The sequence below is a fragment of the Pseudomonas sp. MWU12-2037 genome (assembly GCF_023242345.1).
In the GTDB taxonomy this organism is placed as follows: domain Bacteria; phylum Pseudomonadota; class Gammaproteobacteria; order Pseudomonadales; family Pseudomonadaceae; genus Aquipseudomonas; species Aquipseudomonas gingeri_D.
Map to the genome: position 1 here is coordinate 71,918 of NZ_JALLIZ010000014.1, position 22,889 is coordinate 94,806.

Genomic DNA, 22,889 nt, shown 5'->3' on the forward strand with positions numbered 1-22,889 from the left:
CGAATAATAGCCGACGCCGATGAATCATTGATCTGTCGACTGCCAACGATATTTCGCCAGCTCAGGATTGAGCGGCGTGCGGGCAAAGACATTGGCGAAATTGCACAGTGTGGCCAGGCTTACCCCGAGGATCACTTCCAGGGCGTTGCCCTGGGTGTAGCCGGCGGCGAGGAACTCACTGAACACCGCGTCGCTGACATTGCCGCGGGTGGCGATCACTTCCCGGGCAAAGGCGGCGAGGACTTCGAGCTTTTCCTCGGGCAGTTTGTCCTGTCCGCGCAAGGCGTCGACCACTTCGGCCGGCAACTTGGCCTTGTTCAAGGCCACCGCCGTGTGCCCGGCAACGCAGAAATCACAGCCGTGAGTGGTGGCGGCCACCAGTTGCACCACTTCGCGCTCGGCCAGGCTCAGTTCGGCCTTGCCATTGAGTGCCGATACCGTAACGTAGGTTTCCAGCGCCGCCGGTGCATTGGCGAGGACGGCGAGCAGGTTGGGGATAAACCCGGAATTCTTCTGGGCGTTTTCCAGGAAAGGCTTGGCCGCTTCGGGAGCGCTTTGCAGTGTATGGAGAGTGACGCGCGACATGGAGTGGACTCCTGTTGTAGGGTGAGTCCGACAAGTCTGTTGGTTATAAGAATTCCTATCCATATTCAAAAGTAGCGATTCCTTGCTTCTGAGTGTTTCCATTAGATGATTTCGTCGAGTCCGCTGGTTGATTGGTTATTAGAAAGCCTGGAACTGGATGCGAGCCTGTTCCATGTGGGCCGTTATTGCGGCGGCTGGCACGCCAGCACCCATGGCTTGGCGCGGGCGAGCTTCCACCTGATCGTGCAGGGTCACTGCTGGCTGCATATTGATGGACAGCAAGAAAGCCTGCGGCTGGAGGCCGGGGATGCGGTGTTTTTGCTGCGGGACCTGGATTATCGGTTGTCGAGTGCTCAAAACAGCGTAGAGGCGCAACGCTTGCCGCGCCAGGCGATGACCGGGCTAGACAGCGCTGCGCAGGATGGCGTGGGGCTGGTGTGCGGGTTCTTTCATTTCAAGTCCGGGCTGTCGTCATTGATTATCGACGGGTTGCCGGACTGGATTGTGCTGCGGGCGGGCGATCCGTCGTTGAGCGCGGCGCGGGCCTTGTTCGAGTTGATCCTGGCCGAGTGCGAACGGCCACCGGCGCCCTCCTCGGCGCTGCTGGAACGCTTGAGTCATTTGTTGTTTCTGTATGTGCTGCGCCAGCAGGTGGCGGAGAACCGGAGCCTGGGTGGATTAGTGGCACTGGCCCGGCATCCGGGGTTTGCGCCATTGCTGGAGCAGTTGATCGAACGGCCTGGGGAGAGTTGGTCGCTGGAGAGCATGGCGGCTTGTACCGGGATGTCGCGTTCGGCGTTTTTCAAGCGCTTCAACGAACTGGCCGGGCAGTCACCGGGGCAGGTGCTGCTGGCGTTGCGGATGCGCCATGCCAGTCAGTTGCTGCGGGCCAATAACACCGTGGAACAGGTGTGTGCGGCGGTGGGGTATCAGTCGATTGCGGCGTTTACCCGGGCCTTTGCCAAAGCGCTTGGAGTGCAGCCGGGGGCTTATCGGCGGCAACATGAGGGGCGATGACGCAGCAGCGAAGGGGCCCGTGAGATTATCGGCATGTTCGTAGGCGGTGGCCGCCGCTGACTCCAGAATCGAACTGGCGTCGACCAGGATTTCTTCACGACTTTCAGGTTCGGCGCTGATTTTGCGGGTTGAATTGGCGCCGCGTCGCTTCGAACTCGCGCCTGGCGGCAAATTGTAATGCGCCAACGCACGGTCGACGATGTGCGGATCGATGCTTTCGATGCTGGATGAAATCGGAGAGTTGGGCGTGATCTTGAGCATGTCTGAAACTCCTGGCGAACTATAAAAGCACCCAGACAGAGGGCGCTGTACGTCCTAACAGAATTCCAGACTTGCACGTCTGCACCACCGATTTTGCGGTGACGGGGTGCAGGTTAGTCACCTATTCGGGCAGGGGCAACCGGGTAGATATTTCCAGGGATGTCCAATCAATGGAAAGCGAGCCGTCTTGCAAGATAGGCACAAGACAACCCAACCCTCACTGCAAACCATAGGAATAAACCCCAGCATCATTGCTGTTGTACCAGTTGCCCTTGGCCCAGATCACCCGGTCCTGCGCCCCTTGAAAACCGAGGATCCCCAGGTAACCGTCAACCGCCAGCCGTTGCCAGGAGTGCCCCCAGTCCTTGGAGTAGAACACCCCGTTCGCGGAAATTTGCGCATCCGACCACCAGTAGAGCCAGCGCGGCGGCCGGTGTTCGCTTGAGGTGTTGATCAGCAGGCTGTTCTGCCCCACCCAGAAATTCTTCTCGCGCAACTGGCTGTCCGACGCCAACGGCGCGAACACACTCGGTAGCTCACCCATCGGCTTCCAGCTCAGCTTGGCGGTATCCAGCTCGGCCACCACATCTTGCCCATGCTCGCCCTGGTCGATCAGGCCCATCACCCGCCCGCTGCCATTCTCCACCAGTGCGTCGATAAACAGCCCCTCCTCGCGCTGCACAGCCCCGACCTGCCACTTCCCTGCTTTGCGCTGCAGTGGTGCCCGGGTCGTGACGTTGATCGCCAGACTGCCGCTTTCACCGTCGGGATTGCTCCCCCAGAAACGCTGGGATACCCAGATAAACGCCCGTTGCGCATCCAACTGAGTGACATAGGTCTGGATTTCCCCATAAGCACCGGAGTCGCGCCATTCAGTAATGTCAGGCCGCTTGCCCTGGGCATACTCGGTAGACACCAGCAGCGACTCGGCCGCGAATATCGGGGTGCTGCTCGCGCCGCGATCAGCGGAGTAGAACACCCCGGTGGAGATGGCACCCGGCTTGTCTTCGCCGCTCTCGTTGTCGGTTCCGCTCGGGGTGCCCCAGGCCCAGACTTCATCCGGGCCATGAAAATAGGGCTTGAGGTTCCAGGCCAACTGCTCGGCCTTGGGGAACAGGCCTTTGCTCAACCAGGTCCAGCGCTTGCCTTGATCGTCGCTGCGAAAGATCACGGTCTGCCTGATCTCATCGCCGCTCGCGCCCGCGACTTCGGGGCGCTCAAGCCCAGTCAGCAGGAAAACACTGGCCCCATCCGGGCTGGCCACCAGGCAGGCGGCGTCGCTGACATGGGCCACCATTTGAAACTGGCCTTGAGCGTCCAGGCGCGAGATAAAGGAGGTTTCCTTGTCCCGGCCCGAGAGAAGGCCGGAGAAAGCCCCCGAGTCTTCCGGCGTCAGATCCTTATTCTCAACCGGCTTGCCATGGAGTACGGCATCCAGGTCCACCACGTCGGCGGTGGACTGCAGCTGTTTCGCGTCCCCCTCCAGGCGCCCCACCAGCCAGGTGCCCTGCGGGGTCACCACCACACCGGTGCAGTACTGGGTCATCGCGCGCTGACGGGTGTCCTGCACGGCGCCGACCTGCTGCTTGTCCGGGCTGCTCCCGCCCCACTCCAGCTTGGCGCTGGTAATCACCCACATGTACCAGAGCCCGGCGCCGACCAGCAGCGCGACAAACAGTTTGGTGAACAACTTTGATCGAGGCATGAGGGGATCCGAGTCCATGGAAAAGGCTGAGAAGCTTTTCGCATTTCTTTCACCGGGAGTAAATTTTTATTGCTTGCGAACACCGGGCCCCAGTCGAAAAAATGTCAGCGCTGTGACGCCGATTCCATTCATCACACCCGGAAAACGTGCCGCCGCAACGACAGGCCTTGTGGAAACGGGCCGCTATCCTCCACCCTTTCGCCAAGGACCCGGGAGTCAAAGGAATGCAGAGCATCCAGTTTCAAAGAATCATTGATCTGAGCCATGTCATTACGCCATCCATCCCTCTTTGGCCCCACGACCCTCCCGTCGCGTTCAGTGGGGTGGCCTCACAGGCACAGGACGGTTACTACCTGCGCAGTTTCAGCATGGGCGAACACAGCGCCACCCATATGAATGCGCCCAACAGTTTTCACCCCGATGGCATCGGGATCGATGCCTACACCCCGGAGTCGCTGGTACGACCGGCCGTGGTAATCGATGTGCGGGCGCAGGCACAGGCCGATCCCGACTATGTGATCAATCCTCAAGATATCGAGCGCTGGGAGCAGGCTCATGGTCGCATCGCCCAGGGTTCCGTCGTGCTCTTCCATACCGGTTGGCAAGCGCTGTGGAACGACCCCAAGCGCTTTTTCAATGAGGACGAGCAAGGTGGCCTGCACTTCCCCGGGGTCGGCGCCGATGCGGCAAGGCTGCTGGTCGAAGAGCGTGAGGTCGCCGGGATCGGGATCGACACCCACGGGGTCGATCCTGGTCAGAACACGGCATTTGCCACCAACCACCAAGTCCTGGCGAAAAATGGAATCATCCTGGAGTGCCTGACTCATCTGGATCAATTGCCCGCCACCGGCACCACGCTGGTCATCGGGATCCTGAAACTCAAGGACGGATCCGGCTCCCCTGCCTCCGTGCTGGCCTTTGTGCCCTGATCTTGTCAGGGTTCGAGCGCCTGATCCCCCTACAAACAGCCCACGCCCTTCAGCGTTACTTCCACCGCCTGATCCAGCGGCGTATGCGGCTCGGCCCCCAGCACGCTCAACAGATAGGCATTATTCATCCGCACCGGCGTACGCCACAGGTAACGCATCTCCAGCATTTCCCGAAAGGTGGTCACCAACGGCGAGGCCAGTCCTACCAGCCACCAGGGAAAGCGCCGCAGCCTGGTCTGGCCGCCCGCGCGCTCGACCACGCGGCTGATAGCGGCTGCTATCTGGGTGCCGTCGGCGTCCCAGTAGCCCTCCATATGAAAGGTCGCGAAGGGGGGCAAGTCCCCTCGACGCACCACCAGTTCGACCATGGTCCGCGCCACGTCCGGCAGATAGGCCCACTGATGACCGACGCCCGGATCGCTTGGCAGATTGATCACTTTCACCGCCTGCCCGGGCTTGATCATCCCCTGGGAAAACCAACTGTTACCAGCCTGCGGGCCGAAGAAGTCGCCCGACCGCACGACAATCGCTCGAACCCCGTCCCGCGTCGCATCCTGCAATCGGTGCTCAAGCTCGACGCGGATACGCCCCTTGCGCGTCAACGGACGTTGCACCGCCTGTTCATTCAATTCGGCAAAGGCATCCGGGCCGTAGTTGTAGACCGTGCCCGGCAACACGACGGTCGCCCCTTCAATACGCGCCGCCGCAATCGTATTGTCGATCATCGGCAGCACCTGCTCGGCCCAGTGCCGATAGCCCGGCGGGTTGACCCCATGCACGATCACGCTGCAACCCCGCGCCGCCCGCACCACGTCGTCACGGTTGAGGGCGTCGCCACGCAACCACTGGATACCGTCGCGCTGTTCGGCCGCTGTCGCCAGGCCACGCTTGAGTGCCTGCACCTGCCAGCCGCCATCGCGCAGTTGCCGCGCCACTTCGCCGCCAATGCCACCGCCGGCGCCCAGTACCAAAACCTTGTTGCTCTGTGCTGCCATGTCAATTCTCCAGGAAGGTAACGATGAACAGAGTCTGGGCCTGCCCCTTCAGGAAATAAATTGCCTAGCACAAGCTATCCGCCATACATTTATGCATGGACCAGATCATGAGTTGGGAGCTGTACCGAACCTTGCTTGCCGTGCTGACGGAGGGCTCGCTCTCGGGCGCCGCACGGGCGCTGGGCATTGCCCAACCCACCGTGGGCCGACATATCGCCGCGCTGGAAGCGTCATTCAAGCAACCGCTGTTCACCCGTTCGCAGACCGGCTTGCTGCCCACCGAGACCGCCCTGGCGCTACGCGGCTATGCCGAAGCCATGCAGCACACCGCCGCCGCGCTGGAGCGTGCCGCCACTGGACAGGGTCAGACAGTGAACGGCACGGTGCGGATCTCCGCCAGTGAAATCATTGCCATCGAGGTACTACCTCCGGCACTGGCACTGCTGCGCCAGGACCATCCGCAACTCAAAATCGAGCTGCTGGCCACCGACAAGGTGCATGACCTGCTACAACGGGAGGCGGATATTGCAGTGCGCATGACCGCGCCGAAACAGGATCAACTGATCGCCCGACGTGTCGGCCAGGTGGAACTGGGGCTTTATGCACATGTGGACTATCTGCAACGACACGGCACGCCTAGCACAATGGCCGATCTGTCGAGCCATGCCTTGATCGGCTTCGATGTCACCACCCCCTTTATCCGTGCCGCCAGCAAACAAGTGCCCGGCTGGAATCGCGAGGCCTTCACGCTGCGCACCGACAGCACCCTGGCGCAACTGGCGATGATCCGCGCCGGCTGCGGCATCGGCATCTGCCAGAGCGCCCTGGCGATCCGCACGCCGGCACTGGTGCGGCTGTTACCGGAGCGGTTCACCTTCCAGCTGGAAACCTGGGTGACCATGCACGAGGACCTGCGCACCAGCCCCCGTTGCAAGGCGACCTTCGATGCGCTGGTGGAGTGTCTGCAGACCCATATCCGGGTGATGGGCCCATCATGAGTTTACCGGCCTTTACCCGGTGAACAGACGGCCAGCGTCACGCCAGCAGATGAAGCTCAACCGTGACGTGCACCAACTCTTCATGGATCGCCAGTTGCGCCTTGAAGTAGTCCGGCGTGGCCGGCAAGTGCGTCACCAGGCTTAGCACGCAGGCGAACTGGCCCTTGCCGACCCGCCAGACATGCAGGTCGCTGATGCTGGCTGGAATCGGGCTGGCCGCAATGACCTCGCGGATTTCCTCGACCACCGGCGCATCCATTTCCGCGTCCAGCAAGATACGGCTGGTCTGGCGGATCAGCCCATAGGCCCAGCTCGCCACCAGCCCCGCGCCGACAATCCCCATCAGCGGGTCGAGCCACGCCGCGCCCCAGACCTTGCCACCGATCAGCGCCAGGATCGCCAGCACCGAGGTGGCCGCATCGGCCACCACATGCAGGTAGGCGGAACGCAGGTTCAGATCGTGGGCATGTTCATGGCCGTGGTCATGATGATGGTTGTGGTGGTGATCGTGGGCATGGCCGTCCTTGAGCAGCCAGGCGCAGGCCATGTTGACCATCAAGCCGACGATGCCGATGACAATGGCTTCGTCATAATGAATCGCCGCAGGTGAAATCAGCCGTTCAACCGACTGATACAGCATCAGCCCCGCCACCATCACCAGGAACAACGCACTGGTGTAGCCGCCCAGCACTTCGATCTTCCAGGTACCGAAGGCAAAACGGTTGTCACTGGACAGGCGCCGGGCAGCGCCATAGGCCAACACCGACAACCCCAGCGCCAACGCATGGGAACTCATGTGCCAGCCGTCGGCGAACAGCGCCATCGAGTTGTAGTACCAGCCGCCGGCGATCTCGGCGACCATCATGATGGCCGTCAGGATCATGGCGCGCCGGGTGTTGGTCTCCGCCAGGGGATTTCCATCGTTGAGGATTTTCGAATGGCAGTTCTGATGAGTAGCATTGGGCGAAGACATTGGGCTACAGTCCTGATGACAAGGTCGAAACATACTATACCCCAGTATAGATAACACACAATGGGACAATTCCATGCCGCATACCATCAAGGATAAAAAGCGCCTGCTGACCCGTGTCAGGCGCATCAAGGGCCAGGCCGAGGCCTTGGAAAACGCGCTGAATATGGAAGTCGAGTGCACCGCCGTGCTGCAACAGATCGCGGCGATCCGTGGCGCGGTCAATGGTTTGATGAACGAGGTGCTGGAAGGTCATATCCGCGAACACCTGGGCGCGGACGATGTCACGCCGGCCCAGCGCCGCGAGGATGTGGATGACGTGGTGTCGGCGCTGCGCTCGTATTTGAAGTGACTTCGGCGGGCCTGTAAGGGCCGCCCAGGGCGCCTGGAAAACCAGCACGCCAAGCTGGCGGGCTGGTGTTGGCTGGCGGACTACAAGGGTTGGCGCCCGAAGAAACTAGGCATTGCCCCGGCCATCAAACTCGAACCAGAAACTGGCGCCGTGACTTTCGGCTCGACCGTGCATGAGTGCGGTCAACAGATCATGATTGAAATGTTCGTGATACGCGCTGCCAAACAGCAGCTTCGTCCGCGGGTTATCCGTCATCAGCGCCAGCAGCAGATACTGTTCCGTCCAATAGATCTGATGATCAATCAGCCATTTCGTCGGCAGGCCAAAGGGCAGAAAGACATCATGCACGTGGACAAAGATCTTCTTGGTGATTTTCGGCAGCAGGCGCAGGTAAATATGCAGGCAATCGCTCCCTGTCTTTACCGTATGCGTGGAATCGATAAACAGGATATCGCCATCTTCCAGCGTGGCGTTCAACCACTCGGCGGTCAGATCCTGGGCACGCATCGCTTGCAGCTCAAGTGCCCCTTGGCTGGCCAGGGTGGTGATGAACGGCCTTGGAAAGGGCTCGATGCAATGTAACGTGCCTGAGCCGTTCTTGCGCAGTGCTTCCACGGCAATCAGCGATGAGAACCCGCTGCCGATCTCAACGATGGTCTTGGGACGGATGCGCCTGATATAGGCGTAATAGGCCATGCCATCACTGCATGTAAACTGGCCGTTTTTCCAGAAATACGAGGTCGCGGTTTCTTTATCGCCGAGTTCAGCCGGCGTGAAATCCCCCCCATACGGAATCAGTTCGAGGATCTCCGCCCGCAGCCTTTCCTGATCGAACAGGCCGCAGTTCAAATAAGGCGCTTCTGACTCAGTGTATTCGTAGGAACTGGCGATCTCGGAGAGCGATGGCGTGCTCGAGTAAAAATTGGAAGGAATCACATTAAGACCGTGCTCTTGTAGCCGCGCCCTGTCCTGCGGATCCGCCCAAAGCAGCTTTTGCATCACCGGCAAAGCCGCATTGAACTCTTCATCCGTTACACGCGCCATCTTCTAGAATTCCTGTTCCACGTTATTTTGGGCAGAGCACTAATGGCCACGGGCAAAGCATAACGCATGCTGCGCCCCCTCTCCTGCTCAGAGCAACAGCTTGTCCCCACTCATATTATTTAACCAGGCGCGTTTCCTTGGAAGGCCGGTAGCCGAAATACGCGCTGTAGCATTTGCTGAAATGGCTCGGCGAGACAAACCCGCAAGCCACCAGCACATCGACCTGGGACAGCTCGGTGTGCTGCAGCAGCCGACGTGCCTCGGTGATACGCAGCTCCAGGTAATAGCGTTGCGGCGTGGTGCCCAATTGCTCCTTGAACAGGCGTTCGAGTTGCCGGCGGGAACGGCCGGCATAGGCCGCCAGTTGCTCCAGTTCCAGAGGCTCTTCGAGGTTGGCGTCCATCAGCTTGACCACCTCCCGCAGTGGTGCGCTCACGCACACATTCTCCGCCGGTTTGATACGCCGATAGCGCGACTCCTCGAATGCCAGTATGTCCTCGATACCCTCGACCAGGGCTTTATCGTGCAAACCCTTGATCCAGTCCAACGCCATATGGAAAGCCCCCGAGGGGCTGGACGCGGTGAGCCGGTCGCGATCGATGACATAGGCCTCGCTGGTGACATGGGTCGCCTTGGAGATCTCCGCGAGCGCCGGCCGATGTTCGGGATGAATCGCACAACGGTAGCCATCGAGCACACCCGCACTGCCCAGGAACCAGGCGCCATTCCATAACCCGGCCAGGCTGACACCCTGGTCTGACGCCGCTCTCAGCAGGCTGATGAGCTCATCGTCGACCTTCAGCTCGGTCCGGTAGCCACCGCAGATGACCAGCAGGTCGAGGCTTTGAATGGCCGCCGAATCGATACGGGCATCGGGGCGAATCACCAGGCCCAGGTCACTGATCACCTCCCCTTCATGCAGACCGAAGGTTCGCGAAGAGAACAACCCGGGACGCAGGAGGTTCGCCGTGACCAGCGTATCCAGGGCCTGGGTGAATGCCGGCAAGGAGAAATGCTCGAGCAACAAAAAGCCTGTCCGGGCCATTTGCGCGGGCGCACCGGGGTTTTCATTCAGATAGCGGAGGTTTTTCCCCTTCATGCCTCCACTGAATTGGCGTCGTTCGATCAAGGTCTGAATCACTCGGTGGTGTTAGCCACTCTCTTGTTGGGTGTATTGCTGAGTCACTGATTGTAATCAGACTCAGGCTCGCAAGGGCAGCGTCGACGACAGTTCGTGCAGGTAGTCGACAAAAGCACGTAACGGCGCCGGCAAATGGCGCCGTCCAGGGTAATACAGGAACGGGCCGGAAAACTTCTGCCACCAAGGTTCCAGGATGGGTTCGAGCTCGCCGCTGTCCAGTTGCGGTCGCAGCAGATCTTCAAACAGATGCACCACCCCCAGGCCGGAGACGGCAGCGCTGACCGTGAGATCCAAGGCTCCACTGGGCGTCACCAGCAGACGTTCGGGCGGATCAATCTCGATCTGCTCGCCATCGCGCTCGAATTTCCAGGTGGGTTTGTTGCCGCCGGAGAACTGACAGCGCAGACAGGAATGGGTCAACAACTCGCGTGGATGGGCCGGTCGGCCATACAGGTCCAGATATCCGGGCGCCGCCGCCGTGACGAAGCGCTGCACCCTCGGACCGATGGGAATCGCGATCATGTCCTGCTCCAGCCTTTCGTCGTAACGGATGCCGGCATCGCAGCCCACCGAAAGCACGTCGACAAATCCGTCTTCCACCACGACCTTGATGCGGATATCCGGATAACGTCCGAGAAATCCGGCAATGACCTCAGGCAGCACGATACGCGCGGCGCTGGTGGGCACATTGAGCCGCAGCGTACCGGAAGGCTTGTTGCGAAAGCCATTGAGCACATCCAATGACGCTTCCATTTCAGAAAACAGTGGCTCCAGCCGGGTTAACAAGTGTTGCCCGGCTTCGGTCAAAGCCACGCTACGCGTGGTGCGGTTGAGCAGACGCAAATCCAGCTGCGCCTCAAGACGCTGTACGGCTACGCTCAAGCTGGCGGCGGAAACGCCACCGCTGCGTGCCGCCTCACGAAAACCACCCGCCTGTGCGACAGCGACAAAAGCCGCCATATCGTTAAATTTCATGACAATTGTTCACTAATTTAAACAGCCCGTAAACTTTATGCCTGATTATCAAACAGCGCAATTGGAACTATATTCGGTCCATCGAAACCCGCCACGGAACGCCCTACGGCTCGTATCGAAACCGACCTATAGAGGAAACCCCATATGAGCACATCCGCCCTCCACTCCCATTTCAGCTTCGCGGGTCGCCAGGTCCGGCGAATGGGTTATGGCGCCATGCAACTGGCCGGCCCGCACGTATTCGGGCCACCGAAGGATCGAGCTGCCTGTATCGCCGTATTGCGCGAAGCCATTGCTGCCGGCGTCGACCATATCGACACCTCCGACTTCTATGGCCCCCACGTCACCAACCAGATCATTCACGAAGCCCTGCATCCGTATCCCGACAACCTGACCCTGGTCACCAAGATCGGCGCGCGCCGCAACGACAAGGGCGACTGGCTGGCCGCCCAGAGCCCGCAAGAGTTGCGTAGCGCCGTCGAGGACAACCTGCGCCATCTCGGCCTGGCCTCCCTGGACGTGGTCAATCTGCGTGTCTTTGGTCATGGCCTGACTCAGGACAGCATCGGCCATCTGGTCGAGGCCACGGCGCAGTTACAGCAGGAGGGGCTTATCCGCCATATCGGGCTGAGCAACGTAACCGCCGAGCAGATAAAGGAAGCCCAGGCGATCGCCGACATCGTTTGCGTGCAGAACCAGTACAACCTGGTCCACCGCGAGGACGATGGGTTGATCGACGACTTGGCGGCGCAGGGTATCGCCTACGTGCCGTTCTTCCCCCTGGGTGGGTTCACACCCATCCAGTCAACGGCGCTGTCGGATATCGCGGCCCGCCTGCAAGCCCAGCCGATGCAAGTGGCGCTGGCCTGGTTGCTGCACCGCTCGCCCAACATCCTGCTGATTCCGGGTACGTCCTCGGTCGCGCACCTGCGCGAAAACCTGAAGGCCGGGCAGTTGCAGCTCACGCCGGACACGCTGGCCGAACTGGATGCGATTGGCGATAAGCCGAAAGCAAGTTGATACCAGGCTGATAAACTGTAGAAACGACAAGGCCCCGGATTCCGGGGCTTCTTCATTGAAGCCGCGACACCGTCCAATAATTGGTGCACCGTGTCCCCTACCCCACCAATGCATCACAGACCCACCTTTTATCTGGACGTCACATGACACCCAACGCAGAACATTACAACCCGTCCACCGAATATGCCGACAAGCTGATTTCGCGCATCGGACAAACCCCCTCCTGGATCGCAAAACGCATCGGCGTGACCGACAAGCGCATTCGTTACATCCTCGATGGCGAAAGGACCGTCAAGGGAGAAACCACTCCTATCCAGATGACGTACACCGAGCAGTTTGCCCTTGAGTGCCTGGCCGCTGAGGCTGCGGCCAAGAAGAAATAGAAGTTTATCCGGGCGATAAGTGTGCCTACGGCCTGTGGGCGGTTTGCCCGGGAGCGGACCCGATGAGCCATGATTTTGTCATGTGTCCGTGATTACTATCGGTTGATAACCGCTCTTCCCATCTTGAAGGACTGCACATGTACACTCGCCCAGGTCTGCCTCTTGCCCGCTTTATCGCTCTCGGATGCAGCTTGTTAGTGAGTGCTTGTGACGGTACTAACGGGAGTTTACCTGACGCACAGTCAACCGCATCTGCTTCGCTCAAAACCCTCGACGGTAAGCCACCCTTGATTATCGGGCATCGCGGCCTGCCGGGATTGTATCCGGAAGAAACCCGGGCCTCTTACGAGCATGCCGCCGATGCTGGCGCAGATTCGCTCGAACTGGATCTGCACATGACCAAGGACTGCGTATTGGTGGCTCGACACAATCCCTGGTTGAGCGACAACACCAACATCAGCGAAGTCGCGAAGACCAACGCCGAAGTTGCACGCCGTAAACGCACCGCTCCAGGCGTATTGGTCAATGTCAAATATCCCGCCACGGCAGAAAATGGTCCGGCACAGTACCTGAGTGACTTGACCAACCCCAACGATCCGAAATCAGTATTGAAATCACTGGTCGTTGATGGCGAAGACCACACCAACGACTGGTCAATCAGCGATTTCACCATGGCCGAACTCAGGCAATGGATAGGCGGTACCACTTACGATGCCCGCGACCAGCGCCCAACCGAACTGAACGGCAAGTTGCCGATCCTGAGTTTTCAGGACGTGATCGACATTGCAAAAGCCAAAAGCGCAGCGACAGGGCGCGTCATTACGGTCTATCCAGAAAGCAAGAATCCGATCTGGAACAATGCCCAAGCCATTGCCAATGGTTGCGGCGTACCGGGCAGTCATCCGTTTGAGAAGGCGTTCCTCAAAACCCTCAACGACAACGACCTCAATCGCAAGGAAGCCCCGGTCTTTGTGCAAAGCTTTGATCCGGGCAGCTTGAAATACCTGCGCTCTATCGGCCTGAAATCCAAAGCCGTTCAGTTGGTCGATGGAAACGGAATAAACTTCCAGACGGGCGAAACCATTTTCATCACTGACAAACCCAATACGTTCGTCAGCGGCCGCCCCTATAGCTGGACCGTAGCAGGTGATCCACGCTCCTTCGGTGCGATGCTGACGCCGGCAGGATTGGCCGAGGTCAAGACCTACGCCGACGGCATTGGTCCATGGAAGCCGCAAGCAATGTCGCTCACCGTCGCCGCGGCTCAGGATTCGTCGTCCAACCCCAGCTTGGACAAGGTCGACACCCTCAAGCCAACCCGCCTGATCAGCGACGCCCACAAGGCCAATCTGTTCGTTCATATATTCACCTTCCGCAACGAGGCGAAATACCTGGCAGGTGTCTATAAGGGGGATCCAGCGGCAGAATACCTGGCCTTTTTCCGAGCCGGTGTTGACGGTGTATTTACCGATTTCACGCCTAATGCCTTGGCGGCCCGCAATCTCTATCTTAAAGAAGTAGCGCGTTAAACGACGCAATCCATAACCTGCTGATGGGGGGCTCATTCTTGAGCCCCTTCAAGCCGCAACACGGAGAAGCCTGGGTCAGGACCACAGGTCGTTTCCAGCGTTATCCAGAGCACTTCATTGCATGACTGCAGACTCAGGAATGAAAACGTTTGGGTATCATCCGCACCATCGTGTTATCGCCGACCCAATAATGGTGGAAAAGTCCTGCGCAGGCGTGTAATCCGATCAGCCAGTACCCCGCATTCCCAACCCACTCATGCCAACTTTTGAATTGCTTTGCCATATCAGGATCGAGCGCTATTGGCGAGGGGAGCATAAAGTCAAAGTACGGGATCGGCTTGCCAGCAGCACTGAGCATCAACCAGGCCAGTAGTGGGGTAGCGATCATCAGCCCATACAGCGCCAGATGAGTGATGTGGGCTAACAGCGTTTGCCAGGCAGGTGGCTTGGGCAAGATCGGCGGACTTGCTTTCAAGCGTCCTAACAGGCGCACCCATACCAAGGCGAAAATGGCCATACCAAACACTGCATGGGTACCAAGAAAGAAACCGCGCAAGGCATCACCACGAGGAATCAACCCCTTGATTTCGATACTGGCATAAACACCGACAAAGAGCGCCAGCATTAGCCAATGCAAAATTATCGATATTTTTGCGTAACGTTGGACGACTGTTTCGTGGGGCATGACATACCTCTTTGCTTTATTGGCACATGGGTGATTTGTTCAAACCACCCCGCTCACATGAATGACGCTTGTCTACCGACTCAAAATCAGAAAAGCAGCGCCATCCTCAAACTTGAGTGCTGGCGATTGAAGCCAAATGGCGGCGCTCAACCGGACAGCGTCGGCGCGAGATGAAATTGGATGGCAACTTCGAAACCATCTGTCCTGCCCGGCGCAGGTGAGGCTAGCGTCATGCTTGCCTTGACCCCATGGACAATGGTCATTGCGATCGCCAGGCCCAGCCCCGAACCACTGCTCTCGCTACTGCCCCTGACAAAGCGCTCGGTCAGGCGCTGCAACACCGGCTCCGGCACCGCAATCCCAGCATTGACCACCCGCAGTAGCCCCTGGTTGGTGAGACTGACCTCGACCGGCTGATCCGTAGCGCCGTACTTCAACGCGTTCTCGATCAGGTTGCGCAACAGGATGCCGAAGGCGTCCGGATCGATTGCCGCACAAACACTGGCCCGCGCCGGAAGTTGCAAGTTGATCCGCCGACCGCTGTTCTGGTTCCACTCATCAACCACATGGGCCAGCAAGGGAATCAGGTCCTGGGGCGTTTCGGACAGCAGCCCGCCCCCTTCGGCCTTGGCCAGTTGCATAAGCTTTTCCGAGAGCCGGATCAACTCCCGCAAGGAGCTTTCGATCTTGGTCGCACGCACGCGCAACGGACCCTCGGGAGCTTCGTGGCGCAGTCGCTGGGTCTGCGCCAGGGTCGCGGCCAGCGGTGTACGCAGTTCATGGGCACTGTTGGCGGTGAAGCTGCGTTCTGTCTCCAACGCCTTGCGCAAGCGTTCCAGCAGGTGATTGACCGCCTCGGCCAGCGGATCGATTTCAGCCGGCAGGCGCGCCACCTTGATCGGCGACAGATCACCGACGCCACGAACCTCGACGGCCCGGCGATAGGCCAATACGCTGCGCAGGCTGATCCGCACCAGCAGCCAGGTACCCAGCAGACTGATGGGAATCAGCGCCAGCAACGGCAACAACAAGGCAAACAGCGCTTCGCGCGCGGCTTCACGACGATGGCTCAGGGGCTCGGCAATCTCGATGAACACCGCTCCATGCCGCGCACTGGCGCCGTACAGGCGGTACTTTTCAGTGGTGGAAAAGCCTTCGTTCGGCGGTTTGCTGAAGATCTCCGGGCTGGCGTCATGGGACTGCATGAGGATTACACCCTCGGCATCGCGCACCCGATAAGCCAGATATTCCTTGTGCATTCTCAAGGTGGGCACGTGTTGTGCCTCGGGCGCCCGGTCACGACTGCCGATCTCCAGCACCGCCAACGGCAGGATGCGTTGCGCGGTTTCTTCCAACGCACTGTCGAACGCTTCGTTCAGCTCATGCTGCACCACCAGCCAGGCGCCGACAGTGCCCCCCAACCACAGCAAGGTCAGGCCCAGGGTCAGGCCCAGGCCCAAGCGTTTCTGCAGGCTTGCGGACGGCTTCATTCGCAGATCAACCGGTAACCCATGCCACGCACGGTTTCAATCATCTCCCGGCCGAGCTTTTTACGCAGGCGGCTGATATAGACCTCGATGGTATTGCTCTCGATTTCGGCGCCAAAGGCATACAGCCGCTCCTCAAGCTGTGACTTGGACAGCAGCGCCGTGGGACGTTGGACAAACGCCTCGAACAGCGCCCACTCACGGGCCGTGAGGTCCACGATCAGGCCGCCGCGCTGCACCGTGCGGGCACTCATATCGACCTGCAGATCGCCGAGTCTGATGTGCGGGTTGGGATTGCCGCTGTACCGTCGGGCCACGGCGGCAACCCGGGCCGAGAGTTCAAACAGATCGAACGGCTTGACCAGGTAGTCGTCGGCACCGGCATTGAGGCCGGCTATACGTTCGGATATCTGGTCCTGGGCGGTCAGGATGATCACTGGTGTCACATCCCCCGCCGTGCGCTGCTGACGCAGGAAGTCCAGCCCGCGACCGTCCGGCAGCATCAGGTCGAGCAGGATCAGGTCGTAAGGCGTGGTGCGCACGCTACTGCGTGCATGGTCCAGGCTCTGCACCCAATCCACGGCGTGGCCGTCGTCGGCGATCTGCTCGCGTACGGCATCCCCCAGTCCTACGGCGTCCTCGACCAGCAAAACCCGCATGCGGCACCTCTCGTGATGGTTGTCGTGGCACACCTTAAACGCCTTTGCTGACGTGAACCTGAAGATTCAGGTGATTGTCAGGAATGCGCTCCAGGGTATGCCACGCAGACCTCATCCGGCAGCTGTTTCCAAGGGTTCAGGTTGCTGTCAGCCGGCAGGTCCAGACTCTTGCCACACCGTTCAAACAGGATACCGTCATGAAGACCCTCATCGCCGCAACCTGCCTCGTCGGCGCCCTCGCCCTGCCGGAGTTGGCACAGGCCCGTGAAGTGACCCTGACCACCCAGCTCAAGGACTACAGCGGTAGCGACGCCTATCTGGCGATCTACCTCACCGACGGCAACGGCCAGTACCAGAAAACCCTCTGGGTCGCCGGCCGCAAGGCCAAGTATTACCGGCATCTGAGCGACTGGGCGCGGGGGAGCGGCCAAAGACCCGCCGAATTTGATGGGATCAGCGGCGCCAGCGTCGGCAGCGGCGACACCCTAAAGGTCAGCGTCGAGCTGGCGGACACGCTGATCGATGCCGGGTTCCAAATCCGTATCGACAGCGCCGTGGAGAACCAACGCGAAGGCCGTGCCGACGTCAGCGTGCCCCTGACCGCCAAAGGGGCGGGCAAGACAACCCTCGGTAATACCTACGTCAAGTCCTTTACCTACAACCTGTAACACCTGCTGTTTCCGGAGGCTGAACATGCTTCGCCAATTCCACTCACTGCCCGGCCTGATTGCTGCATTGCTGGTTATGCTCCTGGCCATCAGTGGCGCGCTGCTGTCCATTGACCCGGCCGTCGAGCGCCTGCACAGCGTTCCGAGTGCCACCGGGCAGGTCACTGTCGGGCAATTGGCCGGGCGCGTTGCCGAGCATTTCCAAGGCGTGGAGCAGATCCGCCGCACCGCGTCCGGAACGGTAATCGTCTACTACAACCAGAACGATCAGGCCGCGATGGAAACGGTCGATCCATTGACCGGCCAAGGCCTCGCGCCCTATGCACCGTCGTCCTTTTCGCGCTGGGTGAAAGACCTGCATCGCTCACTGTTCCTCGGCACACCGGGCCATGCCGTATCCGGCGCAGGCGCGTTATTCATGCTGATGCTGTCGGTTTCCGGTGCGCTATTGCTGGCGCGGCGCCTGGGTGGCTGGCGCAATCTGCTGCGCCCGCTGCGGGGCACGTTCAGCCAGCGCTGGCATTCGGAAGTCGGACGCCTGGCCCTGCTCGGCCTGCTGCTGTCGGCACTGAGCGGGCTATACATGTCCGCCGGCACCCTGGGACTGATCGCCGACGGCAGCCAGGATGAACCGCCCTTCCCCAGTGGGATCAATGTTGCTCCGGCATTACCCGTGGCGAGTCTGCGGGCCTTGCAAACCACCGACCTGAATGATCTGCGCGAGCTGGTTTACCCCAGCCCCGACAACCCACAGGACCTGTTTTCCCTGCGCACGGCGCAGGGCGACGGCTACGTGAATCCGGCCAGCGGCGAGTGGCTGTCCTATCAGCCCCATGACGCGATGCTCAGGATTTACGAATGGATTTACCAGTTGCACACGGGCGAAGGCCTCTGGTGGCTGGGTCTGCCACTCGGTGCCTGTGCGCTCTGCGTTCCCTTGATGAGCATGACCGGCGTCCTGCTGTGGTGGCGCCGCCGCCAGGCCGGTCCGGAGCTGAGCCACAACAGCGACGCACAATCAGCCGACAGCGTGATTCTGGTCGGCAGCGAAAACAACAGCACCTGGGGCTTTGCCGAGGCTCTCCATACAGCCTTGCACCAGGCCGGCCATCAGGTACACAGCACCTCGATGAATGAATGGACTGGCCAATACCCTGGTGCCAAGCGTCTGTTCATTCTCACCGCGACCCATGGCGACGGCGATGCACCCGCCTCGGCTTCGCAGTTCCTGGCGCGGCTTCGTGAGACCGGTCTCAAACCCGGCCAGCCCTTTGCCGTGCTGGGCTTTGGTGATCGACAGTTTGCCCGGTTCTGCCAGTTTGCCCATCAGATCCAGGACGCGATGCTGCAAGCCGGCGGCTCGGCGTTGCTGGCACTGGAAACCATCAACCGCCAATCCTCCCAAGAGTTTGCCCGCTGGGGATACGCACTGGGAGGAGTACTGGGACAGGACCTGACACTGACTCACACGCCCGAGCGCCCGCGCACCCAGGCACTGCGATTGACGGGGCGCATCGTCTACGGCGAACAAGTGAATGCGCCAACCCAGATACTGCGTTTCAAGGCGGTCGGCGAGTTACCGAGTTTCCAGGCCGGTGACCTGGTAGGGATCCTCCCCCCGGGCAGCCCGGTACCTCGCGTCTACTCGCTGGCCAGTCGTTCGGAGGATGGCGTGCTGGAAATCTGCGTCCGTAAACATGAAGACGGCCTGTGCTCGGGGTTTCTGCATGATCTGGACATCGGTGCGCAGATCGACGTCTTTATCCAGCCCAACCCGCAATTCCGTCCGGCATCCGGCAGCCAGCCGGTGATCCTGATCGGGGCCGGGACCGGTATCGGTCCCCTGGCCGGCTTTATCCGTAACAACAAGGAGCGTAACGCGATGCACCTGTATTGGGGTGGACGCCACCCGGCCTCGGACTTTCTCTACGAACCGGAGCTCAAGCGCTATCTGGCTGACCGACGCCTCACGGCCTTGCGCGCGGCTTTTTCCCAAACCCAGGAGCGCAGCTACGTGCAGGACCGACTGATCAACGATGCGCTGTCCCTGCGCCGGCTGATTGAAAAAGGCGCCCAGGTATTGGTGTGTGGCCGTCGCGAAATGGCCAGGGCGGTGATGCAGGCGCTGGATGAAGTACTCGCGCCTCTCGACCTCAGCGTGATGACCCTGAAAGCCCAAGGACGCTACCGTGAAGATGTCTACTGAGCTGCAACGCTACAGTTTGAGTGGCGAAACCATGGGCACCCGCTACACCGCCTTGTTCTACGCCGCGGCGGGGATCGATACCGATGCCATTGGCCAGGACCTGGCGCACGCCGTGGGCCGGGTGGACCAGCAGATGTCGACCTGGAAGGCCGACTCCGACCTCAATCGCCTCAATGCCGCCCCCGAACAGGAATGGGTGCCGGTACCCAGGGAGATGATCGGGGTGTTGTCCGCGGCGCTGCGAATCAACCAGCAATCCAATGGCGCCTTTGACATCGCCGTTGGTGATCGGGTGCAGGCCTGGGGATTCGGCCCAGGCGAACAGACGGTCACACAACCGCCGTCCGCGACGAGCCCGCCACCGGCCCGCCTGTCGGCCAGCGCGGCCCTGGTGGTCGATACACGACGCAATCAGGTGCGCAAGCGCGCCGCGCTCAACCTTGATTTGAACGGTATCGCCAAGGGTTTCGGCGTGGATGAACTGGCCCGCAGCCTGGAAGACGTTGGTATCACACAGTACCTGGTGGGTATCGACGGCGAAATGCGCGCCCGTGGCGCCAAACCCGACGGCAGGGCCTGGGCCGTGGCCCTGGAAAAACCCAACCGAGGCGTACGTGAAGTGATGGGGGTGATGGAGCTCAGCGATGCCGCCATCGCAACCTCCGGCGACTACCGACGGTGGGTCGATGTGGCCGGTCGATCCTACGCCCACACCATGGACCCGGCGACCGGCGCACCGCTGAGCAACAAGCTTGCTGCCGTCACCGTAGTGGCACCCACCGGCCTGCTCGCCGACGCCTGGGCCACGGCCCTGATGGTGCTGGGCGAAAACGAAGGTCCACGCCTGGCTCAGGAGCGCGGCATGGATGCCTTGTTCGTGTTACGCGACGGGCAGGACTTCAAGCAGATATACGTTTCTGCTGGAAAAGTCGCCTTCTTTTCGACCTCACCTGCGTCAAGCCTTTCCAATGAGCCAGGACATTAATAAGGCGCCGACTGAGCGGCATAATGCGGTTCCAATCATCCAAGGAGCCGGGCCATGTTGTTTTCTGCCTATACCGAAGAATCCCTCAGCGGAATCGGTCATGTCGTCCAGGACATCGAGCAAGTCAACAAACACACCAATGGGTTGCGAAACCGTCTTTCCGGCCTTTTCGAATTAACGGCGAGCCGGTTTGGCGTGAGTTTTTCCATTCCCTCGGGGAGCTACTTCCAGATTGAAGGCCACTTTGGCCTGGTCAGGGCCAACCTGGTCTATGCAAATGAGGGGAACGGGACATTCGCTCGCGTGGTGCTGCGCAAGCACACGCTGGATGAGCAGGGAAAAGAGGCATGGCCAGAAATCTGGGCGTTCAGGATTCTGAAGGATGGCGATATTTTGATGAGCGATGCTGGCCCGGTCCTCTACAATTCATGGAATACACCAGACGGGCAGAGAGACGTCGCCACTCAGCCTCTGATTGAATCAATCGTCTTGTCTGCCATGAAGCCTCGGTAAGCCGGCAGGTTGCACCTTCGACGATGTTCAGGACGTGACGGTTTTCATGGTAGAGCCGCGGAAGATCTTCGAAGAGGTGTGGGAAATGGTCCCGGAGTAGAGCACCTGCCCTTATTGCACTCTTTCAGAAAATTAGCGAGCCTAATCAATGATAAAGGCGCGTCACGCCTTACACCTGACGCGCCTTTACAATCGCACTAAAACTAGTGACCGTAAGAAGTCGTACCGACATAAGTTTTTGCGGCGGCCGTGTTATTAACTTGCCTTACTCGGTACGTACCCAGCGCTCCCAAATACGAAGCGGTAGTACCGGTATTACCTGCAACCTGCACCCAACTCCCCCCAGTCTGCTTGTCAATATACAACTGCGGGGTACTCCCTGCACCAGAGGCTGTGATAGTAGAGGCGATGTTAGCCGTGGTACAGGTCGAGCCAATCGTGAATGGACCGTAAGCAATCACTGTCCCATTGGCAGGAATAGTTCCAGTGTAGGTATCCTTAATTGTCAAGCAGGCCGATGCTTGAAACGATAGAGGCAGCATAGCCATGAGAGGCAACAAAAATAAACGCTTCATATATTTCCCTATATTGATGTGAGTTTTTAATTCATTATTCCTGACAGATGCCTGCTGAGCGCGCCGACCAGGAAATATCACTTTTCAACCATACCTAATAAACTAGCGATTACCAGGATTATGCTTCCATACACCCCCCTATCATGAGCCACATAAAATCGTGAAATAACGGGCAAGAAAAAACGACTCGAGAACAGCCGCTGATCGACTCAAACAATATTGGCCGAACCCATCAGCGCAACTGTAGCGGACCGACGATCAATTCGAAGCTTGAGGCGAACAATGCGCCTCGAACAGGATAAGCGCGCGGGGTATTGAAGGCGCAAGAACTACAGCTTAACAACATCATCACCTCACAACTCCCTGAGCATGAAATGGCTATAAAACCAACGAGCCATTCCTGCAATTTTCCATATGCAAATATTTAGACACACCTCATCAATGCGCGTCAACGGCTCGCTCTAATTTTTCCAGGCCTTAGTGGAGGATCTTTCTAAAAACCAGGTTTAAGCCCAAGGTTCTCGACGCCATTTGGCATAGAACCTCCGGACATGATGGCCATTTTTGTCAATACCCATCCATTGTGCTGCGTTAGAGCACAGAGACTTTATTTCCTCTTATTTGGACCACGCCTGTGTGTGGGGGGGGACCCCAATACCCGCATCAGTCTGATAAGCTGCGATTTATTAAATTGATGCTCATACAAACGCTCCATTACCCTATTTGCGAATGGTCTGACGGACAATCTCAATGATCAGCTCGATCAGGCGGGCGGCTGGCTCGGCCTGGCGCAGTCAGAGCAAGCCGCTGGCTGCTTGCCCGAGCTGATTGTCCTGCACTCCAGAGATGAGGTGCAGCGGAATATGCTGTTGAGCATCACTGGATGGGATTTCGAAGCTACACACTATCTGGAGGTGTAGCTCACTCAGTCCGGTCGACTCTTCTTCCTTTGCCCTGGCCATTCTCGCGTGGTTCGCTGCGATTTCATTGAGAGTTGACACGGTACATCTCCCGGTGACTGACCAAGCGTATCGCTGGAGTCCTGAAGCATTGATTGGATTGCTGCCGCGTCAGAATTACGTCGTTCCGGGGCTGCTACGACCCTCCTCTGCAAGCCGCAAGCCAGAGAGGGTCGTGCATTGCGCGCCAGGTTTTTAGAGGCGACGAATGGTGACCACCTTGTTGTCACAAGCGGGTGTCGATGTCG

Annotated in this window: 22 protein-coding genes and 1 pseudogene; 12 read left to right on the top strand and 11 right to left on the bottom strand. The window is 59.4% G+C overall.

Translation table 11 applies throughout. From position 1 onward, the window contains the following. Positions 1-24 precede the first annotated feature (24 nt). Positions 25-585, bottom strand: a complete 561-nt coding sequence (locus M5B42_RS22825; RefSeq protein ID WP_248747102.1) for a carboxymuconolactone decarboxylase family protein — start codon at positions 583-585, stop codon at positions 25-27. 105 nt (positions 586-690) lie between these two features. Between M5B42_RS22825 and M5B42_RS22830 the strand changes: the two genes are divergently transcribed. Next, positions 691-1,602: an AraC family transcriptional regulator gene (locus M5B42_RS22830; RefSeq protein ID WP_248747103.1), complete on the top strand. Its 912-nt coding sequence runs from the start codon at positions 691-693 to the stop codon at positions 1,600-1,602. A gap of 478 nt (positions 1,603-2,080) precedes the next feature. Here the strand turns inward: M5B42_RS22830 and M5B42_RS22835 are convergent, their stop codons facing one another. Beyond that, entirely contained in the window at positions 2,081-3,568 is a 1,488-nt protein-coding gene (locus M5B42_RS22835) for a hypothetical protein (RefSeq protein ID WP_248747104.1), read from the bottom strand. Between the two features lie 224 nt (positions 3,569-3,792). Between M5B42_RS22835 and M5B42_RS22840 the strand changes: the two genes are divergently transcribed. Continuing rightward, entirely contained in the window at positions 3,793-4,497 is a 705-nt protein-coding gene (locus M5B42_RS22840; RefSeq protein WP_248747105.1) for a cyclase family protein, read from the top strand. A 29-nt stretch (positions 4,498-4,526) separates the two neighbouring features. Here M5B42_RS22840 and M5B42_RS22845 read toward each other — a convergent pair whose 3' ends face one another. Then, positions 4,527-5,492: an NAD-dependent epimerase/dehydratase family protein gene (locus M5B42_RS22845; RefSeq protein ID WP_248747106.1), complete on the bottom strand. Its 966-nt coding sequence runs from the start codon at positions 5,490-5,492 to the stop codon at positions 4,527-4,529. 95 nt (positions 5,493-5,587) lie between these two features. Between M5B42_RS22845 and M5B42_RS22850 the strand changes: the two genes are divergently transcribed. Continuing rightward, the gene (locus M5B42_RS22850; RefSeq protein ID WP_248747107.1) at positions 5,588-6,490 is read left to right on the top strand and encodes a LysR family transcriptional regulator; all 903 of its coding nucleotides are present in this window, start codon (positions 5,588-5,590) and stop codon (positions 6,488-6,490) included. 37 nt (positions 6,491-6,527) lie between these two features. Here M5B42_RS22850 and dmeF read toward each other — a convergent pair whose 3' ends face one another. Continuing rightward, positions 6,528-7,463, bottom strand: a complete 936-nt coding sequence (gene dmeF, locus M5B42_RS22855) for a CDF family Co(II)/Ni(II) efflux transporter DmeF (RefSeq protein WP_248747108.1) — start codon at positions 7,461-7,463, stop codon at positions 6,528-6,530. A 73-nt stretch (positions 7,464-7,536) separates the two neighbouring features. On the opposite strand from dmeF, the gene M5B42_RS22860 reads away from it, so the two are divergent. Next, complete coding sequence (locus tag M5B42_RS22860; RefSeq protein ID WP_248747109.1) at positions 7,537-7,812, top strand: metal/formaldehyde-sensitive transcriptional repressor; 276 nt, start codon at positions 7,537-7,539, stop codon at positions 7,810-7,812. 105 nt (positions 7,813-7,917) lie between these two features. Here M5B42_RS22860 and M5B42_RS22865 read toward each other — a convergent pair whose 3' ends face one another. From M5B42_RS22865 to M5B42_RS22875, 3 genes are all read right to left on the bottom strand, one after another. After that, positions 7,918-8,856 carry a class I SAM-dependent methyltransferase gene (locus tag M5B42_RS22865; RefSeq protein ID WP_248747110.1) on the bottom strand — a complete coding sequence of 313 codons (939 nt, stop codon included), beginning with the start codon at positions 8,854-8,856 and terminating at the stop codon, positions 7,918-7,920. Positions 8,857-8,971: 115 nt separating this feature from the next. After that, positions 8,972-9,985: a GlxA family transcriptional regulator gene (locus tag M5B42_RS22870; protein ID WP_247263377.1), complete on the bottom strand. Its 1,014-nt coding sequence runs from the start codon at positions 9,983-9,985 to the stop codon at positions 8,972-8,974. Between the two features lie 72 nt (positions 9,986-10,057). Next, positions 10,058-10,972: a LysR family transcriptional regulator gene (locus tag M5B42_RS22875; protein WP_248747111.1), complete on the bottom strand. Its 915-nt coding sequence runs from the start codon at positions 10,970-10,972 to the stop codon at positions 10,058-10,060. 144 nt (positions 10,973-11,116) lie between these two features. On the opposite strand from M5B42_RS22875, the gene M5B42_RS22880 reads away from it, so the two are divergent. The 3 genes from M5B42_RS22880 to M5B42_RS22890 all read left to right on the top strand — a co-directional run bounded on the left by M5B42_RS22880 (position 11,117) and on the right by M5B42_RS22890 (position 13,904). Then, the gene (locus M5B42_RS22880; RefSeq protein WP_248747112.1) at positions 11,117-11,992 is read left to right on the top strand and encodes an aldo/keto reductase family oxidoreductase; all 876 of its coding nucleotides are present in this window, start codon (positions 11,117-11,119) and stop codon (positions 11,990-11,992) included. Positions 11,993-12,135: 143 nt separating this feature from the next. Next, positions 12,136-12,375 carry a hypothetical protein gene (locus M5B42_RS22885; RefSeq protein WP_100940111.1) on the top strand — a complete coding sequence of 80 codons (240 nt, stop codon included), beginning with the start codon at positions 12,136-12,138 and terminating at the stop codon, positions 12,373-12,375. A 137-nt stretch (positions 12,376-12,512) separates the two neighbouring features. Then, a complete protein-coding gene (locus M5B42_RS22890; protein WP_248747113.1) occupies positions 12,513-13,904 on the top strand; it encodes a glycerophosphodiester phosphodiesterase family protein in 1,392 nt (463 codons plus the stop codon). Between the two features lie 133 nt (positions 13,905-14,037). On the opposite strand, the gene M5B42_RS22895 is transcribed toward M5B42_RS22890, so the two are convergent. The 3 genes from M5B42_RS22895 to M5B42_RS22905 all read right to left on the bottom strand — a co-directional run bounded on the left by M5B42_RS22895 (position 14,038) and on the right by M5B42_RS22905 (position 16,735). After that, on the bottom strand, positions 14,038-14,589 hold the full coding sequence (locus tag M5B42_RS22895; RefSeq protein ID WP_103495281.1) for a cytochrome b: 552 nt from the start codon (positions 14,587-14,589) through the stop codon (positions 14,038-14,040). 146 nt (positions 14,590-14,735) lie between these two features. Then, positions 14,736-16,079 (bottom strand): ATP-binding protein, encoded by a 1,344-nt coding sequence (locus M5B42_RS22900; RefSeq protein WP_248747114.1) that lies wholly within the window; start codon positions 16,077-16,079, stop codon positions 14,736-14,738. Beyond that, positions 16,076-16,735: a response regulator transcription factor gene (locus M5B42_RS22905; protein WP_248747115.1), complete on the bottom strand. Its 660-nt coding sequence runs from the start codon at positions 16,733-16,735 to the stop codon at positions 16,076-16,078. The genes M5B42_RS22900 and M5B42_RS22905 overlap by 4 nt, the downstream gene beginning before the upstream one ends. 197 nt (positions 16,736-16,932) lie before the next feature. On the opposite strand from M5B42_RS22905, the gene M5B42_RS22910 reads away from it, so the two are divergent. The 5 genes and pseudogenes from M5B42_RS22910 to M5B42_RS22930 form a co-directional block, all read left to right on the top strand. Continuing rightward, positions 16,933-17,403, top strand: a complete 471-nt coding sequence (locus tag M5B42_RS22910) for a DUF2271 domain-containing protein (protein WP_248747116.1) — start codon at positions 16,933-16,935, stop codon at positions 17,401-17,403. 25 nt (positions 17,404-17,428) lie between these two features. After that, on the top strand, positions 17,429-19,609 hold the full coding sequence (locus tag M5B42_RS22915) for a PepSY domain-containing protein (protein WP_248747117.1): 2,181 nt from the start codon (positions 17,429-17,431) through the stop codon (positions 19,607-19,609). Next, on the top strand, positions 19,599-20,594 hold the full coding sequence (locus M5B42_RS22920) for an FAD:protein FMN transferase (protein ID WP_248747141.1): 996 nt from the start codon (positions 19,599-19,601) through the stop codon (positions 20,592-20,594). Before M5B42_RS22915 ends, M5B42_RS22920 begins: the two co-directional genes overlap by 11 nt. Before the next feature lie 54 nt (positions 20,595-20,648). Then, the gene (locus M5B42_RS22925) at positions 20,649-21,107 is read left to right on the top strand and encodes a hypothetical protein (RefSeq protein WP_248747118.1); all 459 of its coding nucleotides are present in this window, start codon (positions 20,649-20,651) and stop codon (positions 21,105-21,107) included. A 4-nt stretch (positions 21,108-21,111) separates the two neighbouring features. After that, a pseudogene (locus tag M5B42_RS22930) lies at positions 21,112-21,204 on the top strand (RidA family protein); the annotation flags it as partial. Between the two features lie 1,272 nt (positions 21,205-22,476). On the opposite strand, the gene M5B42_RS32200 reads toward M5B42_RS22930, so the two are convergent. Then, on the bottom strand, positions 22,477-22,683 hold the full coding sequence (locus M5B42_RS32200; protein ID WP_248747119.1) for a hypothetical protein: 207 nt from the start codon (positions 22,681-22,683) through the stop codon (positions 22,477-22,479). Between the last annotated feature and the right edge of the window lie 206 nt (positions 22,684-22,889).

Bases quoted from the DNA above. Each gene is read 5' to 3' on its own strand.
- M5B42_RS22925 (WP_248747118.1), top strand. From the start codon at position 20,649: ATGTTGTTTTCTGCCTATACCGAAGAATCCCTCAGCGGAATCGGTCAT.
- M5B42_RS22880 (WP_248747112.1), top strand. From the start codon at position 11,117: ATGAGCACATCCGCCCTCCACTCCCATTTCAGCTTCGCGGGTCGCCAG.
- M5B42_RS22875 (WP_248747111.1), bottom strand. From the start codon at position 10,972: ATGAAATTTAACGATATGGCGGCTTTTGTCGCTGTCGCACAGGCGGGT.
- M5B42_RS22890 (WP_248747113.1), top strand. From the start codon at position 12,513: ATGTACACTCGCCCAGGTCTGCCTCTTGCCCGCTTTATCGCTCTCGGA.
- M5B42_RS22910 (WP_248747116.1), top strand. From the start codon at position 16,933: ATGAAGACCCTCATCGCCGCAACCTGCCTCGTCGGCGCCCTCGCCCTG.
- dmeF (WP_248747108.1), bottom strand. From the start codon at position 7,463: ATGTCTTCGCCCAATGCTACTCATCAGAACTGCCATTCGAAAATCCTC.
- M5B42_RS22885 (WP_100940111.1), top strand. From the start codon at position 12,136: ATGACACCCAACGCAGAACATTACAACCCGTCCACCGAATATGCCGAC.
- M5B42_RS22860 (WP_248747109.1), top strand. From the start codon at position 7,537: ATGCCGCATACCATCAAGGATAAAAAGCGCCTGCTGACCCGTGTCAGG.
- M5B42_RS22825 (WP_248747102.1), bottom strand. From the start codon at position 585: ATGTCGCGCGTCACTCTCCATACACTGCAAAGCGCTCCCGAAGCGGCC.
- M5B42_RS22900 (WP_248747114.1), bottom strand. From the start codon at position 16,079: ATGAAGCCGTCCGCAAGCCTGCAGAAACGCTTGGGCCTGGGCCTGACC.
- M5B42_RS22865 (WP_248747110.1), bottom strand. From the start codon at position 8,856: ATGGCGCGTGTAACGGATGAAGAGTTCAATGCGGCTTTGCCGGTGATG.
- M5B42_RS22895 (WP_103495281.1), bottom strand. From the start codon at position 14,589: ATGCCCCACGAAACAGTCGTCCAACGTTACGCAAAAATATCGATAATT.
- M5B42_RS22840 (WP_248747105.1), top strand. From the start codon at position 3,793: ATGCAGAGCATCCAGTTTCAAAGAATCATTGATCTGAGCCATGTCATT.
- M5B42_RS22905 (WP_248747115.1), bottom strand. From the start codon at position 16,735: ATGCGGGTTTTGCTGGTCGAGGACGCCGTAGGACTGGGGGATGCCGTA.
- M5B42_RS22915 (WP_248747117.1), top strand. From the start codon at position 17,429: ATGCTTCGCCAATTCCACTCACTGCCCGGCCTGATTGCTGCATTGCTG.
- M5B42_RS22845 (WP_248747106.1), bottom strand. From the start codon at position 5,492: ATGGCAGCACAGAGCAACAAGGTTTTGGTACTGGGCGCCGGCGGTGGC.
- M5B42_RS22850 (WP_248747107.1), top strand. From the start codon at position 5,588: ATGGACCAGATCATGAGTTGGGAGCTGTACCGAACCTTGCTTGCCGTG.
- M5B42_RS22920 (WP_248747141.1), top strand. From the start codon at position 19,599: ATGTCTACTGAGCTGCAACGCTACAGTTTGAGTGGCGAAACCATGGGC.
- M5B42_RS22835 (WP_248747104.1), bottom strand. From the start codon at position 3,568: ATGCCTCGATCAAAGTTGTTCACCAAACTGTTTGTCGCGCTGCTGGTC.
- M5B42_RS22830 (WP_248747103.1), top strand. From the start codon at position 691: ATGATTTCGTCGAGTCCGCTGGTTGATTGGTTATTAGAAAGCCTGGAA.